This window comes from Bacillus aquiflavi, from assembly GCF_019915265.1.
Classification (GTDB): Bacteria; Bacillota; Bacilli; order Bacillales; family Cytobacillaceae; genus Bacillus_BT; species Bacillus_BT aquiflavi.
Genome location: NZ_CP082780.1, coordinates 2,165,662 through 2,182,336, shown reverse-complemented (window position 1 = coordinate 2,182,336; position 16,675 = coordinate 2,165,662). Strand labels below are relative to the sequence as shown.

Annotated in this window: 16 protein-coding genes, 1 pseudogene and 1 other annotated feature; of the genes and pseudogenes, 13 read left to right on the top strand and 4 right to left on the bottom strand. The window is 36.9% G+C overall.

All coding sequences use genetic code 11. The features are described from left to right. The first annotated feature begins 81 nt into the window (after positions 1–81). The 5 genes from K6959_RS10525 (at position 82) to K6959_RS10505 (ending at position 3,624) form a co-directional block, all read left to right on the top strand. Positions 82–519, top strand: a complete 438-nt coding sequence (locus K6959_RS10525) for a BrxA/BrxB family bacilliredoxin (protein ID WP_163242942.1) — start codon at positions 82–84, stop codon at positions 517–519. A 166-nt stretch (positions 520–685) separates the two neighbouring features. Next, entirely contained in the window at positions 686–1,480 is a 795-nt protein-coding gene (locus tag K6959_RS10520; protein WP_223086465.1) for a transporter substrate-binding domain-containing protein, read from the top strand. A 118-nt stretch (positions 1,481–1,598) separates the two neighbouring features. Further along, positions 1,599–2,258: an amino acid ABC transporter permease gene (locus tag K6959_RS10515; RefSeq protein ID WP_163242940.1), complete on the top strand. Its 660-nt coding sequence runs from the start codon at positions 1,599–1,601 to the stop codon at positions 2,256–2,258. Next, entirely contained in the window at positions 2,251–2,973 is a 723-nt protein-coding gene (locus K6959_RS10510) for an amino acid ABC transporter ATP-binding protein (protein WP_223086463.1), read from the top strand. Before K6959_RS10515 ends, K6959_RS10510 begins: the two co-directional genes overlap by 8 nt. 99 nt (positions 2,974–3,072) lie before the next feature. Beyond that, positions 3,073–3,624: a L,D-transpeptidase gene (locus tag K6959_RS10505; RefSeq protein WP_223086462.1), complete on the top strand. Its 552-nt coding sequence runs from the start codon at positions 3,073–3,075 to the stop codon at positions 3,622–3,624. Positions 3,625–3,681: 57 nt separating this feature from the next. On the opposite strand, the gene prli42 is transcribed toward K6959_RS10505, so the two are convergent. Next, the gene (prli42, locus tag K6959_RS10500) at positions 3,682–3,777 is read right to left on the bottom strand and encodes a stressosome-associated protein Prli42 (protein ID WP_163242937.1); all 96 of its coding nucleotides are present in this window, start codon (positions 3,775–3,777) and stop codon (positions 3,682–3,684) included. Positions 3,778–3,939: 162 nt separating this feature from the next. On the opposite strand from prli42, the gene mce reads away from it, so the two are divergent. The 3 genes from mce to K6959_RS10485 all read left to right on the top strand — a co-directional run bounded on the left by mce (position 3,940) and on the right by K6959_RS10485 (position 7,153). After that, positions 3,940–4,344 carry a methylmalonyl-CoA epimerase gene (gene mce / locus K6959_RS10495; protein WP_163242936.1) on the top strand — a complete coding sequence of 135 codons (405 nt, stop codon included), beginning with the start codon at positions 3,940–3,942 and terminating at the stop codon, positions 4,342–4,344. A gap of 9 nt (positions 4,345–4,353) precedes the next feature. Then, on the top strand, positions 4,354–5,904 hold the full coding sequence (locus K6959_RS10490; RefSeq protein ID WP_223086461.1) for an acyl-CoA carboxylase subunit beta: 1,551 nt from the start codon (positions 4,354–4,356) through the stop codon (positions 5,902–5,904). A 130-nt stretch (positions 5,905–6,034) separates the two neighbouring features. Further along, positions 6,035–7,153, top strand: a complete 1,119-nt coding sequence (locus K6959_RS10485; protein WP_163242934.1) for a M20/M25/M40 family metallo-hydrolase — start codon at positions 6,035–6,037, stop codon at positions 7,151–7,153. Positions 7,154–7,265: 112 nt separating this feature from the next. Here the strand turns inward: K6959_RS10485 and K6959_RS10480 are convergent, their stop codons facing one another. Beyond that, complete coding sequence (locus K6959_RS10480) at positions 7,266–8,750, bottom strand: MDR family MFS transporter (RefSeq protein ID WP_163242933.1); 1,485 nt, start codon at positions 8,748–8,750, stop codon at positions 7,266–7,268. A gap of 181 nt (positions 8,751–8,931) precedes the next feature. Here K6959_RS10480 and K6959_RS10475 point away from each other — a divergent pair, with 181 nt between their 5' ends. The 4 genes and pseudogenes from K6959_RS10475 to K6959_RS10460 all read left to right on the top strand — a co-directional run bounded on the left by K6959_RS10475 (position 8,932) and on the right by K6959_RS10460 (position 12,906). After that, on the top strand, positions 8,932–9,867 hold the full coding sequence (locus K6959_RS10475) for an LCP family glycopolymer transferase (protein ID WP_163242932.1): 936 nt from the start codon (positions 8,932–8,934) through the stop codon (positions 9,865–9,867). Between the two features lie 137 nt (positions 9,868–10,004). Continuing rightward, positions 10,005–11,282: a DNA polymerase IV gene (locus tag K6959_RS10470; RefSeq protein WP_223086459.1), complete on the top strand. Its 1,278-nt coding sequence runs from the start codon at positions 10,005–10,007 to the stop codon at positions 11,280–11,282. A gap of 122 nt (positions 11,283–11,404) precedes the next feature. After that, positions 11,405–12,331: pseudogene (gene rnz / locus K6959_RS10465) on the top strand (ribonuclease Z). Positions 12,332–12,357: 26 nt separating this feature from the next. Beyond that, the gene (locus K6959_RS10460) at positions 12,358–12,906 is read left to right on the top strand and encodes a histidine phosphatase family protein (RefSeq protein WP_163242929.1); all 549 of its coding nucleotides are present in this window, start codon (positions 12,358–12,360) and stop codon (positions 12,904–12,906) included. 269 nt (positions 12,907–13,175) lie between these two features. Here K6959_RS10460 and K6959_RS10455 read toward each other — a convergent pair whose 3' ends face one another. After that, positions 13,176–14,321: a glycosyltransferase family 2 protein gene (locus tag K6959_RS10455; RefSeq protein WP_163242950.1), complete on the bottom strand. Its 1,146-nt coding sequence runs from the start codon at positions 14,319–14,321 to the stop codon at positions 13,176–13,178. Positions 14,322–14,386: 65 nt separating this feature from the next. Then, on the bottom strand, positions 14,387–15,232 hold the full coding sequence (proC, locus tag K6959_RS10450; protein ID WP_163242928.1) for a pyrroline-5-carboxylate reductase: 846 nt from the start codon (positions 15,230–15,232) through the stop codon (positions 14,387–14,389). A 52-nt stretch (positions 15,233–15,284) separates the two neighbouring features. Further along, positions 15,285–15,506 (bottom strand) — a binding site (T-box leader). A 206-nt stretch (positions 15,507–15,712) separates the two neighbouring features. Here proC and K6959_RS10445 point away from each other — a divergent pair. Then, positions 15,713–16,669: an MBL fold metallo-hydrolase gene (locus K6959_RS10445; protein ID WP_163242927.1), complete on the top strand. Its 957-nt coding sequence runs from the start codon at positions 15,713–15,715 to the stop codon at positions 16,667–16,669. Positions 16,670–16,675 lie beyond the last annotated feature (6 nt).

Here is a 16,675-nt window from a genome sequence, read left to right as displayed (position 1 = left end):
AAAAGTTCTTTATGTTGAAAACAATATAGGCATATTGTTATTATTAATTAAATAAATTGTTTCAAGGGAGTGTGTTTATAGATGAATATTGATTTTAACTTGTTTATGAACGATGTTGTTCGCCAAGCTCGTGAAGATATGGTTGAGGCAGGATATACACAATTGACATCGGCAGAGGAAGTAGATAAGGCTCTTTCAAAGAAGGGAACAACGCTTGTGATGATTAATTCTGTTTGTGGATGCGCAGGTGGAATTGCAAGACCAGCTGCTCTTCACGCTGTTCATTATGATAAGCGTCCAGACCATTTAGTAACTGTTTTTGCTGGACAGGACAAAGAAGCCACTGAAAGAGCACGTTCCTATTTTACAAATTATCCACCTTCTTCCCCGTCATTTGCTTTATTAAAGGATGGGGAAATTTGCACAATGGTTGAACGCCATGAAATTGAGGGATATGACCCAGCAGCAGTCGTCTTAAAGCTTCAGCAAGCATTTGATCAATATTGTGAAGAAATATAGTTACTTTAAAAAGCTCCAGCAACGGAGCTTTTTTTCAAGAAAAAAATAGTATTGAATAATGATAAAAATGTGTTAAAATACATTATAGTGTATAATTATAAAAAGAATTGTTTTTTATAATAATAATATATCTCGCTTAATAAATAAATACAGGGGGAACATTAGGATGAAAAAGGGAATTTTTTTATTCGTTATTAGTATGCTAATGATTGGGATATTAGCAGCATGCGGAACAAACAACGATAGTAAAAAAAGCGCAAAAGAGAAAGGAAAAGAAGAGAAGAAAGTCCTAAAGATGGGGACAGCCTCTGATTATCCGCCATTTGAATTTGTTGATACAGCAAAAAGTAATGAAATCATCGGTTTTGATATCGATTTAGTAAAAATGATTGGTGACAAACTAGGTTATGAAATAAAAGTACAAGATTATGATTTCAGCGGATTAATTCCAGCGCTGCAAGCAGGAAAGCTTGATCTTGTTCTTTCTGGAATGACACCAACTGCTGAGCGAAAAGAAAGTGTTGATTTCAGTGATGTATATTACGAAGCAAAACATATGATTGTATCTCAAAAAGATAGTAAAATTGAAACTTTAGATGATTTAAACGGAAAAACACTTGGTGTTCAGTTGGCTTCAATTCAAGAAGAAAAGGCGAATGAGTTAGCAGAATCACTTGAATTAAAAGTAGAAAAAAGAGATAGAATTCCTGAATTAGTACAAGAAATTTTAGCTGGTCGATTTGATGCCGCCATCATTGAAGATAAAATTGCTAATGGATATTTAAAAGAAAATAAAGATTTAGTTGGATTTACAATTGAAGAAGATAGTGAAGAGGCTGGATATGCTATTGCCTTTCCTAAAGATAGCGAGTTAACAGAAGAGTTTAATAAAGCGTTAAAAGAATTAATGGAAAATGGTGAATTAGAAAAATTAGAGAAAAAAAGGTTACAAGGTGAGTAAAGATATTTAGGAAACGTTCAGGCGGTTTCTCTCCTGAACGTTTTTTTAACTTTGTTCGTACATCATAATGATAAAAAAATAAGACTTAAATCTTTTAAAGAGAGGATTGGAATAATAGATGGAGTTAGATTTTATCAAGATCATTCCCTCTATGCCTTATATTTTGCAAGGGATTGGAGTTACGCTCAAAATTGTTTCATTAGCGGCTATTTTGGGGTTTGTTCTCGGTATTATTTTATCATTTTTTAAAATTAGCTCATTTAAGCCGTTAGTTTGGTTCGCAAATGCTTATACTTCCATTTTTCGTGGTACACCTCTTGTTCTACAGCTTATGCTCATATATTTTGGTTATCCACAATTAACTGGACTTGATATTGAAGCATCTACTGCTGCCGTTTTATCTTTCGGATTAAATTCAGCTGCATATATTTCAGAAATTATTCGTGCGGGAATTTTAGCGGTCGATAAAGGACAACAAGAAGCAGCGATGGCGTTAGGAATTCCATATAAAAAGATGATGAAAGATATCATTTTGCCACAAGCTTTAAAAAATATTTTACCTGCTTTAATGAACGAATTTATTACATTAACAAAAGAGTCTGCTGTTGTTACAGTTATCGGGGTTGCGGATATAATGCGCCGGGCTTATATCGTTGGAGGAGACCAGTTTAGGTATTTTGAACCCATTTTATTTGCTGGAGTGATTTATTATTTAATGGTTATCTCCTTAACATTTTTAGGGAAAATAATTGAAAGGAGATTAAGACATAGTGATTAAAATTGATAATCTTTATAAATCCTTCGGAACATTATCTGTTTTAAAGGGAATCACAACAACATTTAACGAAGGAGAAGTAGCTGCTATTATTGGGCCATCAGGCTCAGGTAAATCAACTTTTCTTCGGTGTTTGAATTTATTGGAGAAACCGACGAGCGGGCAGATTTGGATAAATAAACAAGAAAAAACGAATAAAAAAATAAATGAGCGGGACATGCGCCAAAATGCCGGAATGGTTTTCCAGCATTTCCATCTATTCCCACACATGACGGTGCTAGGAAATTTAATGTATGCGCCGATGAAAGTGAAAGGCCTTTCAAAAGATGAGGCAAAGAAAATCGCTCTTGAATTACTTGAGAAAGTTGGATTAACAGAAAAAGCAGATCATTACCCTAATCGTCTTTCGGGTGGACAAAAGCAGCGTGTTGCAATCGCGAGAGCACTTGCGATGAATCCGCAAATAATGCTTTTTGATGAACCAACGTCAGCCCTTGACCCTGAAATGGTTAAAGAAGTTTTAGATGTAATGAAATCACTAGCCCATTCAGGAATGACAATGATCATTGTTACTCATGAAATGGGTTTTGCCCGCGAAGTGGCTGATAGGGTACTATTTCTTGATGGCGGTATACTTGTTGAGGATGCGAAGCCTGATGAGTTTTTCTCAAAACCAGAAAGTAAACGGGCGCAAGAATTTTTAAGAAAAGTTTTATAAAGAAAATTTATATATAAATTTGATTACCTGCTTATTTTAACTGAATTGAATGAGGACACTCGAAGCAAACTAAAGGAAAGTTTGTTGGCAGGTGATCAGATGATTAAGTTTATTTTTATTTCTGTTTTTATTCTTGCTTTTACCTTTTCCCCGCTTTGGCCATTAGGACAAAATCCTTTACCAGGTGATCCGTTTATTATTGTAAATAAAAAAACAAATGAGGTAGCGTATTTTCACGAAGGAAGGGTTCAATCTGTTGTTAAAGCTGCAACGGGGAAAAGGAACGATTTGACACCAGAAGGATTATATACAATAACAGTGAAAGTTGAACAACCATATTATCGTAGGAAAAACATACCGGGTGGACACCCAAACAATCCTCTCGGAACGAGATGGATTGGCTTTGATGCAGAAAATACAGACGGGCGAACTTATGGTATTCATGGGACGAACAATCCTAATTCAATTGGCAAATACGTTTCACAGGGCTGTATAAGACTTCATAATGACGTGGTGGAGCGATTTTATGATCGAATTCCATTAGGTACAAAAGTGTTAATTATTTCAACTAATAAAAGCTTTGAACAATTAGGAAAGGAATATGGAGCCATCTACTCCCCCCCAATCAATCCCTTATTATTTGAAAAATAGTAATAACAAAAAACATAGAAGTAATTGGTGATCAATACCGATTACTTCTATATCAATTTAAAAGAACATTGTTAATCCAACAAGGAGACTAGAGGCAAGCATTGCAAAGATCATAATATAAACAATGATTTTCTGGAATTTCTTGCTAGACATGAATCATATAACTCCTTTCACTTCACTTTTTCGCACAATTGTTTATCTTCCATTTTACACTGAAAAAGAAGTTCGGACAACTATTCAACTATTAAAAGATTTTCGACATTTTTGACAAGTTCATAGTATAATATAATCTGTACTAGAACAGGGGGGATAAGCTTGATTAAAAAAATTGATCATATTGGAATTGCCGTTAAATCAATTGAGCAAACGCTTCCGTACTATACTGAAGTATTAAAGCTTCAATTGTTGGCAATTGAAGAGGTCGAAAGTGAAAAAGTAAAAATTGCTTTTCTGAAAATTGGCGAATCAAAATTAGAGCTCCTTGAACCGATTGCATCAGACAGTCCGATCAGAAAATTTATCGAAAAGCGCGGGGAAGGGATTCATCATATTGCGCTTGGAGTCGATTCAATTGAAGAGAGAATAGCAGAATTAAAGCAAAAAGGAATTCGGATGATTCAAGATGAGCCAAAGCAAGGGGCTGGGGGAGCTTTAGTTGCCTTTATGCATCCAAAATCAACAGGCGGAGTCCTGTACGAAATATGTGAAAAAAAGGGGTAGAGAATAAGGATGACAGACATCTATGAACAAATTAATGAATTGTATGATCGCCGAAGAGAAATTGAATTAGGCGGTGGAGATGACAAGATTTTAAAGCAGCATGAGAAAGGGAAGTTAACGGCAAGAGAAAGAATCGATTTACTCGTTGACCCGGGAACATTCGTTGAATTAAATCCTTTTATTGAACATCGCTGCACTGATTTTGGCTTAGACACAAAAAAAGGACCTGGAGACGGTGTTGTTACAGGGGACGGAAAAGTAAATGGACGGCCTATTTATTTGTTTTCGCAAGACTTTACTGTTTTCGGCGGTGCGTTAGGGGAAATGCATGCAAAGAAAATAGCGAATGTAATGGATTTAGCTGCAAAAAATGGCGCCCCATTCATCGGTTTAAATGATTCAGGTGGCGCGAGAATTCAAGAAGGTGTCGTTTCATTAGATGGTTACGGACATATTTTTTACCGAAACTCAATCTATTCTGGCGTTATTCCGCAAATCTCAGTGATTATGGGACCATGTGCAGGCGGAGCAGTTTATTCTCCAGCAATTACTGATTTTGTTTTTATGGTTGAAAAAACAAGCCAAATGTTTATTACTGGACCAAAGGTTATTGAAACGGTAACGGGCGAAAAAATTTCCTCAGAGGATCTTGGTGGTGCAAAAGTACACAACTCAATTAGTGGTAATGCGCATTTCCGTGGTGAATCAGAAGAGGCTGTTATCCAGCAAGTACGTGATCTGTTATCGTATTTACCGCAAAACAATGAAGAAAAACCTCCGCGCTTAACAGCTGATGAAGAGGATGACTATAGACCTGATTTAACAGATGTAATTCCATTTGATGCAGTAAGACCATATGATGTGCGTGTTGTCGTAGAACAGGTTGTTGATAAAAATTCCTTTATGGAAGTTCATAAAGATTTCGCTAAAAACATTGTTGTTGGTTTAGCACGAATTAAAGGGGAAGTCGTTGGGTTAGTTTGTAATCAACCTAAATTTATGGCAGGCGGTTTAGACATCGACTCCTCTGATAAGGCTGCTCGCTTTATTCGTTTCTGCGATGCATTTAATATACCGATTATTACATTTGAAGATGTAACAGGATTCTTCCCTGGTATTAAGCAGGAGCATGGGGGAATAATTCGTCACGGTGCTAAAATTTTATACGCATATTCAGAAGCAACAGTGCCAAAATTAACTGTTATTTTACGAAAAGCGTACGGTGGAGCTTACGTTGCCTTAAATAGTAAATCGATTGGCGCAGACCTAGTGTTTGCATGGCCAAACGCTGAAATTGCTGTCATGGGGCCACAAGGAGCCGCAAATATTATTTTTGCACGAGAAATTCAAAATAGTGAGAACCCTGAAGTAACAAGAACGCAAAAAATTGACGAGTACCGGGAAAAATTTGCAAATCCTTACGTAGCAGCAAGTAGAGGAATGGTTGATGATGTCATCGATCCGCGTGAAACGCGTATTAAAATTATCCAAGCTCTTGAAATGCTACGGAACAAAAAAGAATCCCGTCCGCAAAAAAAGCATGCTAATATTCCATTGTAAGAGGAAGGATTATTTGCCGATAATTTTATAAAAGATGTATACTAAAGAAGTGAGTGGTACGATATGTTCCATTCGCTCTTTTTTTATCAATAGAATATTGAAGTTTGTTGAGATGGAGGGTTTTTACTAAATGGTAAATAATGACCGTTTGTTGAATGAATTTTTAGAGCTTGTTCAAATTGACTCAGAAACGAAAAATGAGGCAAAAATTGCGCGTGTTTTAAAAGAGAAATTTTCAAAACTTGGAGTTGAAGTATTTGAAGATGATACAATTGAGCAAACAGGACATGGAGCAGGGAACTTAATTTGTACTATTCCTGCGACAAAGGACGGTGTTGACCCGATCTACTTTACGTCCCATATGGATACAGTTGTTCCGGGTAATGGTGTGAAGCCATTAATAAAGGATGGTTATGTCATGACAGATGGAACAACTATTTTAGGAGCTGATGATAAAGCAGGGCTAGCAGTAATGCTTGAGACAGTTCGGGTGTTAAAAGAACAAAATATTTCACACGGTGAAATTCAATTGATCATTACAGTTGGCGAAGAATCTGGACTTGTTGGAGCAAAAGCATTAAATCCTTCGCTATTAAAAGCAAAATACGGCTTTGCTTTAGATAGCGATGGAAAAGTAGGGAATGTTGTAGTTGCCGCTCCAACACAAGCGAAAATTAAAGCGGTGATCGAAGGTAAGACAGCTCATGCCGGTGTTGCTCCTGAAAAAGGGGTTTCTGCTATTACAATTGCAGCAAAAGCGGTTGCAAAAATGCCGCTAGGACGAATAGACGAGGAAACAACCGCTAACATTGGCAGTTTTGCAGGCGGACAACAAACGAATATCGTTTGTGATCGTGTAGATATCCTAGCAGAAGCTCGTTCACTTGTTCCAGAAAAAATGGAAGCCCAAGTAACAAAAATGAAAAATGCTTTTGAAACGGTAGCAAAAGAAATGGGCGGAAAAGCAGACGTAACCGTTAAAGTGATGTACCCTGGATTCAAATACGGAGAAGGGGACTTAGTTGTTGAAATTGCCCGCAAAGCTGCAACAAAAATTGGCCGTGAATGCAAACTTCTTAAAAGCGGAGGAGGCAGTGATGCGAATGTTATTGCCGGCTTTGGAGTACCAACTGTTAATTTAGCGGTAGGTTACGAAGAAATTCATACGACAAACGAAAAGATTCCAATCGAAGAGCTTACTAAGCTTGCGGAAATGGTTATCGCAATTATTGAAGAAGTAGCAGAATAATTATATTCTCTATTTGGGCAAAGCTAGTATTTAAAGCAAATAAAATGCTAGTCGTCAGCTTATAACGAAGTGCAAACAAAAAAGGTGGAGCATGATTGTCTCCACCTTTTTTCTATGCTTGTTGCTGTTCTTTTGCCTTGCTGTGAGGTAGAAAGAATGACGTGACTAATGCAACTCCAGCAACTATGACCATTGCTATAAATACAAAATGTAAACCTGAAACTAATACTTCACGTAATAATAGTCGAACTGCATCTGGCAGTTCATTTGCAATATGTGGATTAATTAATTGATTCAATTCATCTGTATGTAGCTCACCATATTTCTTATTTGTTATAAAAATTGTGTTAAGCTTTGAGTTGAAATAAGTTCCAAATAGTGCAACACCAATTGTCTGCCCTAACGTACGAAAAAATGTAATAGATGCAGTTGCTGCTCCTCGCATCGTCCAGTCAACAGCAGACTGAACGATGACGGTTGTAATCGTTACAACAATTCCAAAACCTAGTCCTAATATTGCTGATAAAAAATAAAATGATAGCTTTGGTGTCGACATAGAAAAAGTTGTTAGCCAGCCTGTACTAATAAGTAAAATGACAACTCCTGCAGCAACTGTAAAACGCTCTCCTTTTGTAAGAAGCATTTTCCCGCCTATAAATGACCCTAACATCCATGTGAGCGAAGTGGGGGCTAAAATTAATCCAGAGATTGTTGCACCGTAACCGAGAACTCCTTGTATCCACATAGGGATATATACCATAATACCGATCAGGACAGAACTAATTAAAAATCCGATTGCATTTGCAACTGAAATAGAACGAAGACGAAAAAGCGTGAGAGGAATCATCGGTTCTTCAGCTTTTGATTCAATAAAAATGAAAAGTGCAATGAATAAAATAGAAATGGACAAAGGTGCAAGCAAGGAGAATGATAACAATTGTTCACTCTCACCGCCTTTTTGTAAGGTGTAAAGAAAAGCGAGCATTCCGAGAGAGAATATAACTGCACCTAAATAATCGATTTTTTTTCTCGTTTTTTTAATTGTTTCTTTCAACGATACTGCTACCATGATCATTGCAACGAGCCCGATCGGCACGTTAATAAAAAATATCCAGTGCCATGAAAGCTGATCAACGAAAAATCCGCCAACTAAAGGACCAATAACACCAGCAATGCCCCAAGCCATCCCCATAACCCCGAGCATTTTTGCCCGCTTTTCGTATGGATAAATATCGCCAATAATCGTCATCGTGACAGGCATAATTGCCCCAGCGCCAATTCCTTGTATCGCCCGAAATAAAATAAGCTGTTCCATTGTTTGCGAAATCCCGCATAAAGCAGACCCAATTAAAAAAATTGTTGTTCCGATCGTGAAAATAATTTTTCGACCAAACAAATCTGATAATTTCCCAAAAATAGGAACAACAACAGCGGATGTGAGCAAATAAATAGCAAAAACCCAATTCATTAATTCGATTCCTTTTAAATCACTAACAATAATAGGCATTGCTGTACTAACGATTGTCCCTTCAATAGCTGTTAAAAAAGTAGCAACAAACATGGCAATCGTCACTGTCTTTATGTTTGTTTTTTTCATTATTCCCCTCCAAAAATGATCGTACGGTTTCAGTAACCTTGTAACAAGTATTCATAAAAGTATAAAAAGTGTCAATTAAATAGTTTACTATAATAATTGAATTTCATAAAATTTACTGCTTATTTTTATTTTTTTTGTTCATAATAAACAAAATAGCTGAAGTTTTAATGGGGGTTATCATATGGGGTTCAAACGTAAAAAGCTGATCATATCAATATGTGCAATGATTGCACTTTTATTTACTGGTGTAGCAATATATGTTTACTCTATTTATCAATCTTTGGAAAAAACCGCTGAAATTATCCATGAACCGATTACAAGAAATCATACTGAAAGAAGAAAGGAGGAGGTCATTTTTAAGAAGACAGATCCTTTCTCGTTATTAATGTTAGGAGTCGATGAGCGGAAAGGGGATAAAGGTCGCTCAGATACATTGATTGTATTAAGCGTTAATCCGACAAAGCAATCTGTTCAAATGGTCAGTATACCCCGAGATACAAGAACAGAAATAATTGGTAGAGGATATGAAGATAAAATCAATCATGCATACGCTTTTGGTGGAGTGGATATGTCAATAAAAACAATTGAACATTTTCTCGATATTCCAATCGATTATTATATTAAAATGAATATGGACGGTTTTAAAGATATTGTGAACGCACTCAACGGAGTTACAGTTATGAACGATCTTGATTTTACGGCTGAAGGTGTTCATTTCCCTAAAGGTGAGCTATCGTTAAATGGCGATAAGGCATTAATCTACTCTCGAGTTAGATATGAAGACCCACGCGGAGACTTTGGAAGACAGCTCCGACAAAGGCAGATTGTAGAAGCGATCATCAAAAAAGGTGTCAGTCTCGGCTCAATAACAAAATATGATGCAATCCTTTCAGCCCTTGAAAAAAATATTAAAACAAACTTAACGCTAAACGATATGACATATATCCAAAAAAATTATCAGGCGGCGAGTAATCAAATTGAGCATCACCAATTAAAAGGAGTAGGAAAGAAGATAAACTCTACATATTTTTTCATCGTTTCAGATGAAGAAAAGGAGAGAATTCAGCACCTCTTAAAAAACCACTTACAAATAGAACATAAAGGGACTAGCAGTTAATCATTATACCTTACCCCCTCTAAAATACTTCCAATTTCTCTATTAAACGTTGGAAATTTTATCTTAGTGGATATTGTACAACCTACGCTTTTTGATAAAATAAACTAAAAGGATTAATGGAACGAGGAAGTGTCGACATGAAAGAAATGTATCCTAAAAACGGGAAAGTGATTTTACATGTTGATATGAACAGTTTTTTCGCTTCAGTAGAAATGGCATATGATCCGACATTAAAAGGGAAACCATTAGCGATTGCAGGAAATCCACATGAACGCAGAGGGATTATTGTGACATGCAGTTATGAAGCAAGAAAATTCGGTGTAAAAACGACAATGCCTTTGTGGGAGGCAAAAAAGCTTTGTCCGCAATTAATCGTTAAAAAGCCGAATTTTGAACGATATCGAGCCGCCTCTTTCGGTATGTTTCAAATTTTACGCCAATTTTCTGACCTTGTTGAGCCTGTTTCTATTGATGAAGGTTATGTTGACATAACGGACAGCTACGAATTGGGATCACCTATTACAATTGCTCAATTAATTCAAAAACGATTATTAAACCAGCTCGATCTTCCTTGCAGCATTGGGATTGCTCCAAATAAATTTTTGGCAAAGACAGCTTCTGATATGAAGAAGCCTATGGGAATCACCATTTTGCGAAAGCGGGAAATAAGAAATATAATCTGGCCGAGACAAGTAGGCGAGATGCATGGAATTGGTGAGAAAACCGCCTTGAAGCTGAAAAAAATAAATATTTACACGATCGGTGATTTAGCAAAGGCAAATGAGATCCAGTTGCGCAAGCTTCTTGGGATTAATGGGATAAAGCTTAAGGAGCGGGCAAACGGAATTGATACACGACCAGTTGATCCAGAAGCAGTAGCTGAGTTTAAAAGTGTTGGCAATTCTACAACACTTCCAAAAGATACGGTAAATCAGCACGAATTATTTACTGTCCTTGAGAAGCTGGCAGATAAAGTTTCAATTAGAATGAAACAAAAAAAAGTATTAGCTGTTAACATCTCGATTACGATCCGCTATAAAGATAGAAAAACAATTTCAAGAAGTAAAAAGCTGCTTAATCCAGTAGTGCAAAAGGATGAAATTACCGCTATCGCAAAACAGTTATTGATCAAACATTGGAATGGTGATCCTATTCGTTTACTTGGCATTACAGGATTTGATTTAATTGATCAATCTCACGCTGTTGAACAGCTTGATCTATTTTCATTTGAACAAGAAGCAAAAAAAGAGCCGCTTATTAAGACCGTAATGAAGCTTCGCGAAAAATATGGAGAAAGCATTATCGAAAATGCTGTTGAGAAAACGAATAAGGCGTCACCAACTAAACTAGTTGGAGCTGAGACAAGCTTTAATAAAGATTTTCTCCATGATTTAAAAAAGAATGAGTCATCCTAATGATCTGCCCCGCCCTCTCATTAGGAGTAATACACATCATGATTATGGTATAGTAAAAAGAATGTCAGGAAAATATGATAACTGGATTTTGTAACGTTTTTATGAAGGAAGGGGATTAACTAGTGGACATTTTGTTTTTAGGGACAGGTGCAGGTATTCCGGCTAAACATCGCAACGTTTCCTCGATTGCATTGAAGTTACTAGAGGAACGGAAATCTATTTGGTTATTTGATTGTGGTGAAGCAACCCAGCACCAGATTCTACATACAACCTTGAAACCAAGGAAAATTGAAAAAATCTTTATTACTCATTTACATGGTGATCATTTGTACGGTCTTCCCGGCCTCCTCTCAAGTCGCTCCTTCCAAGGGGGAGAATCTGAATTAACGTTATATGGCCCAAAGGGAATTTATGACTATGTAACGATCAGTTTAACCGTTACGGAAACGCATTTAAAGTATCCGTTAAAAATAATTGAAATAGAAGAAGGCATTATTTTTTAAGATGAAAAGTTTAAAGTAGAAGCACGTTTACTTGATCATGGGATAACTTCGTACGGTTTTCGGATTATTGAAAAGGATCGGCCGGGTGTTCTTTTAGCTGATAAACTTCGTGAAGCAGGGGTAAAGCCAGGCCCTATTTATAAAAAAATAAAAAACGGGACGGATATCACGTTAGAAGATGGGCGCCGTTTAAAAGCAGAGGAGTTTGTAGGCAAGTCGCAAAAAGGACGAGTGATTACAGTTTTAGGTGATACGAGGGTGTGTGAAAATGCTGTCATTTTAGCAGAAAATGCTGACCTTCTTATTCATGAAGCGACGTTTTCAAAAGACGAAGAAAAATTAGCGTACGAATATTTTCATTCAACAACTGTCCAAGCAGCCGAGATTGCAAAACAAGCTAATGTAAAACAGCTTTGCCTTACACATATTAGCTCTCGCTATGAAAAAGAAGCGTGGCGGCAGTTAGGTGAAGAAGCAAAAATAGTGTTTGCAAATAGTGAAATTGCTGAAGATTTTAAAGAGATTCATATACCATTAGTAAAATAAGCAAGCATATGAATGGGGAGATGCAAATGAAAACCATTTATTTAGTACGTCATGGGAAGGCAGAGGGACAGCCCTTTTCGGCTCCATTGACTGACAAGGGCCGTGAGCAGGCCAGAGCACTCGTTGACTTTTTTAAGGACCGACAAGTGGACAAAATTTACAGCAGTCCGTATAAGCGAGCCGTTGAAACGATCACGCCTGTTGCGGAAAATAAAAAACTTAATATAATTGAGGATGACCGCCTTAGTGAACGAGTTTTAAGTAATACGAGCTTTTCAGATTGGCAGGAAAAGCTCAAAGCTAGCTTTGCAGATTTTGAACTTGTTTTTGAAGGCGGTGAAACACAAGCTTCTGGAATGAAGCGAGCCGTCTCTATTTTGGAGGACGTTTTGGCTGCAAAACATCAACATATTATTCTCGTTAGCCACGGAAACTTAACGACACTCCTCTTGCGCTATTTTAATCAACAGTTTGGTTATCATGAGTTAATGGAAATGACAAATCCAGATGTGTTTGAAGTTGTTATTTCTAAAAATCAACCAATCCTTCGCCGGATATGGGATGAACGTGTCTAATTTGCGACGTTTTTAAGCGCTCTTTTCCTAACGAATGTTAGGAAAAGAGCAAGTTTGTATTATGGCAGCGAAAGATTTTTAAATGAAGCGACTTATGTGAGGATCGATGCATTTAACCTAATCAACCCAATGTTTAAATTTACCTAAAATGGTGTTATGATGTTGAGAAAAATCGTCGTCTCAACAATCATCTTTTCGCCTTAAGTAAAGAAGGCTAACGATGTTATCTTGTTCCTCTACATTTCTTTTATCTTTTTTATGCTAATCGATTAAGGTGATTCTTTTCTTCGTAAATCAGCTAAGCTGTACGTTGTTCCTCGCCAAACAATTCCGCCTCGTTTGAATGTTAAAAAGCTTGCTCGTGCAATCGCATAAATAAATATTAAAGCTGAAATTGGAAATAAAATAAACAGCAACGGAGAAAATTGGGTTGTTCGAGTCGCAATGATTGTATAAAGTACAGCTAACAGAAGGATATTTAATATACTTAAAGTGAAGACTGTATGGTTATTTGAAAGTAACATAATAAATGGAAATACTTGTGATAAAAAAGTGCCGATAATTGCAAAGACAACCATACTGAAACGGTAATGAAGTCCAGCAAATGTATTTTTCTCTAAACCAATAAACGCTTCTTTTAATGTTGTATACCATTCTACTTTAATTAAAGAGAGAGCGGTAACAAACTGTTGTTTAAAGCCAGCTTGTTTTATTTTGATTCCGAGTTGCAGGTCATCATCAGGTCTCATTTTAATTTTCTCGTGTGTACCGAACGCCTGGTAGGCGCTTTTCGCAATTAAATTAAATGCGCCGATTCCGATTCCTACTTTTGAACGGGGATTATTTGCACGCCATGGTCTTTTATAATAAGAAAAGCCAAATAAGAAAAACGCAATGAACGCTTTTAGCCAAATCCCAGTCCCTTTCATTCCCGGAGCAGCTGTTAAATGGTCTAATTGATGATGCAAAAAATAATGGATTGCTTTTGCGAATGCATCTTTATTGTAACGGACATCTGCATCGGTAAATAAAAGTAGTTCACCAGAAGCCATTTGGGTTCCGACGTAAAGTGCATGGTTTTTACCGAGCCATCCTTCTAATAAAGATTTGATATGGACGACTTTAATTCGGGGATTGTGTGCTGCTAGTTTTTCCATTATGAGACCTGTTTCATCAGTAGAACGATCATTAACAAGAATCCATTCAACGTTTTGATAGCTTTGTGTAAGCTGACTTAATATACTGCTTTCGAGATGATCCTGCTCGTTTCTTGCTGCAACAATGACGGATAGAAGGGGACCTTTAGTTTGAATCGGTTCATCATCTAGACTAGGTAATCGCTTTAAGCCGATTGCTGTTTCAATTAAAATGAAGATCCAAACGATTGCTGTTAAGCTAAGCAAAATGATTGTCATTGTAGTCACTTACTCACTTCCCTTTTAATGCTTTGCTTTAATTGTAAAGAAAAAGCAATTAAAAGTTAAGAAAGTTGTTTGCTTTTGTTGATTTCTGTACTTAACATTGATCCTAGCCGTTTAGATTGGGCAGTAGCCTCTTTAATACAAGAAATAACAGCACGTTGGACGCCATGGGCATCTAATATACGAATCCCAGCTTCAGTTGTCCCGCCTGGGCTTGTTACTTCACGCCGCAGCTGTTGTGGCGGTTTCGGTGACTTTGTAAGCATTTCTGCAGCCCCGAGCAACGTTTGAATAATTAATTCTTTTGCTGTTTTTTGTTCAAGACCGATTTCCATTGCACTTTTTTCCATTGCTTCAACAAGATAATAAATATATGCTGGTCCGCTTCCAGACAGTCCAGTTACAGCATCAAGCTGATATTCTTCTACAAACGTTGCTAGCCCCACTGTTTCAAATATTTTTTTAATCTCATTTTTTTGTATTTCGCTCACTTTGTCGTTAGCCGCAAGAGCAGTAGCTGACTTTCCGATAGCTGCTGATGTGTTTGGCATGGCACGGATAATCGAGTGTCGTTTTCCTGCAAGTGTTTCAATACTTTTAATTGATACACCTGCTAATACAGAGACGATTAAAATATCCTTTGTTAAATGTTCTTTAATGTTCTGAAGTGCTGTGGCTGCATCTTTTGGTTTCATTGCTAAAATAACGACATCTGCATTTGAGAAAAGCTCAGTTAAATTATACGTTGTTGTTACGCCATATTGGTTATATAACTGCTCCAGCCTGTTTTTATCATGTCTATTCGTTACGTAAATATTTCCGCCAGGAAGTAATTGATTTTCTACTAAGCCGGCAATAAGTGCTTCTGCGATTGAACCTGCCCCGATCATTGCTAACTTTTTCATACATATCCCTCCGAATCTTTTATTTGTAAAAAACAAAAAGATCTTTCATCCTGTAAAGGACGAAAGATCTTGCTTCCGTGGTACCACCCTTATTCACCTTTTTTTAAATTAAAAAAGGCGATCTCTAACCCCGTTAACGCTGGGTATGCGTCTAGGTTTACCTAACTGCTCATAAGATAGGTTCAATGGTCAAGAGGACGGTGAAGCCTTTCAGCCGCTGAACTTCACTCTCTGGCGTCATTTTCCATTTACTAGTCTTATTCATTGCTTTTCCATTCATTTATTTTAATTGTGATTATGCTTCATAAACAGCTTGTCTGTCAAGTGGTAAATGTTCATCTTTTTTAAATTATGATTAAAAAATTATGTGAAAATAATGACAATTGTTAATGATAAATGTAAACTTAACTTTATACACATTCTTTCAACGAGTGGCATTTTTTCATGTTATTTAAGTATAATTTTTAAGGAGTAGAGATTATGGTCGAATGGATAAATGGAATTGCAAAAATTACAGTGCCGACACCCTTTGCTGTCGGTGATGTACATGTATATGTAATAAAAGGCGATCGGCTGACGCTTATTGATGCCGGTGTAAAAACACCTGCTGCCTGGGAAGCTTTTAAACATCAACTAAAAGATCTAAAGCTAATCCCGCAAGATATCGAACAAGTTGTGCTGACACACCATCACCCAGATCATATCGGTATGCTTGATTTCTTTTTACCTGATTTGGAAGTATACGGACATCCGGTGAATGAAAGGTGGATAAATCGAACTGCTGATTTTATGAAACAATATGATGCGTTTTACCTACAGTTATTTAAGGATTCTGGTGTGCCAGATCGACTATTTCCAAAGATTCAACAAATGAAAAAAACGTTACAATTTGCATGTAATCGTTCATTAACAGGGACATTGCTTGAAGGAGACACTCCGCCAGGCATGTATGGCTGGAGCGTTATTGAAACTCCCGGTCATGCCCAAAGCCATATAGGTCTTTTGGATGAACGAAGAGGGCTTTTTATCGGAGGAGATCATCTTTTAGCTCATATTTCCTCTAATCCGTTACTTGAACCGCCTCTTCCAGGGAAAGCAGAGCGGCCAAAGCCTCAGCTTCAGTACAATGAATCATTGAAAAAGCTGCTTTCATATCCGATCGAAAAAATATATCCTGGTCATGGTCCTGATGTTTTAAACATTCATGAGCTTGTTGAAAAAAGATTGTCCCGTCAACATGATCGAGCGATGCAAGTAAAGGAAATGATTCACGAAAAGCCGCTAACTACTTTTGAAATTTGCAAACGTTTGTTCCCGAAAGTCTATGAGCGTGAGCTATCATTAACGATGTCAGAAACAATTGCCCAAATTGATTATTTGCAGTCGCTAGACCAGATTCATAAATTAGAAGAGAATGGACAGATTTTCTATTGTTAAAAATGA

Bases quoted from the DNA above. Each gene is read 5' to 3' on its own strand.
- K6959_RS10505 (WP_223086462.1), top strand. From the start codon at position 3,073: ATGATTAAGTTTATTTTTATTTCTGTTTTTATTCTTGCTTTTACCTTT.
- K6959_RS10515 (WP_163242940.1), top strand. From the start codon at position 1,599: ATGGAGTTAGATTTTATCAAGATCATTCCCTCTATGCCTTATATTTTG.
- K6959_RS10480 (WP_163242933.1), bottom strand. From the start codon at position 8,750: ATGAAAAAAACAAACATAAAGACAGTGACGATTGCCATGTTTGTTGCT.
- K6959_RS10455 (WP_163242950.1), bottom strand. From the start codon at position 14,321: ATGACAATCATTTTGCTTAGCTTAACAGCAATCGTTTGGATCTTCATT.
- K6959_RS10460 (WP_163242929.1), top strand. From the start codon at position 12,358: ATGAAAACCATTTATTTAGTACGTCATGGGAAGGCAGAGGGACAGCCC.
- K6959_RS10525 (WP_163242942.1), top strand. From the start codon at position 82: ATGAATATTGATTTTAACTTGTTTATGAACGATGTTGTTCGCCAAGCT.
- K6959_RS10445 (WP_163242927.1), top strand. From the start codon at position 15,713: ATGGTCGAATGGATAAATGGAATTGCAAAAATTACAGTGCCGACACCC.
- prli42 (WP_163242937.1), bottom strand. From the start codon at position 3,777: ATGTCTAGCAAGAAATTCCAGAAAATCATTGTTTATATTATGATCTTT.
- K6959_RS10520 (WP_223086465.1), top strand. From the start codon at position 686: ATGAAAAAGGGAATTTTTTTATTCGTTATTAGTATGCTAATGATTGGG.
- K6959_RS10470 (WP_223086459.1), top strand. From the start codon at position 10,005: ATGAAAGAAATGTATCCTAAAAACGGGAAAGTGATTTTACATGTTGAT.
- K6959_RS10490 (WP_223086461.1), top strand. From the start codon at position 4,354: ATGACAGACATCTATGAACAAATTAATGAATTGTATGATCGCCGAAGA.
- proC (WP_163242928.1), bottom strand. From the start codon at position 15,232: ATGAAAAAGTTAGCAATGATCGGGGCAGGTTCAATCGCAGAAGCACTT.
- K6959_RS10485 (WP_163242934.1), top strand. From the start codon at position 6,035: ATGGTAAATAATGACCGTTTGTTGAATGAATTTTTAGAGCTTGTTCAA.
- K6959_RS10475 (WP_163242932.1), top strand. From the start codon at position 8,932: ATGGGGTTCAAACGTAAAAAGCTGATCATATCAATATGTGCAATGATT.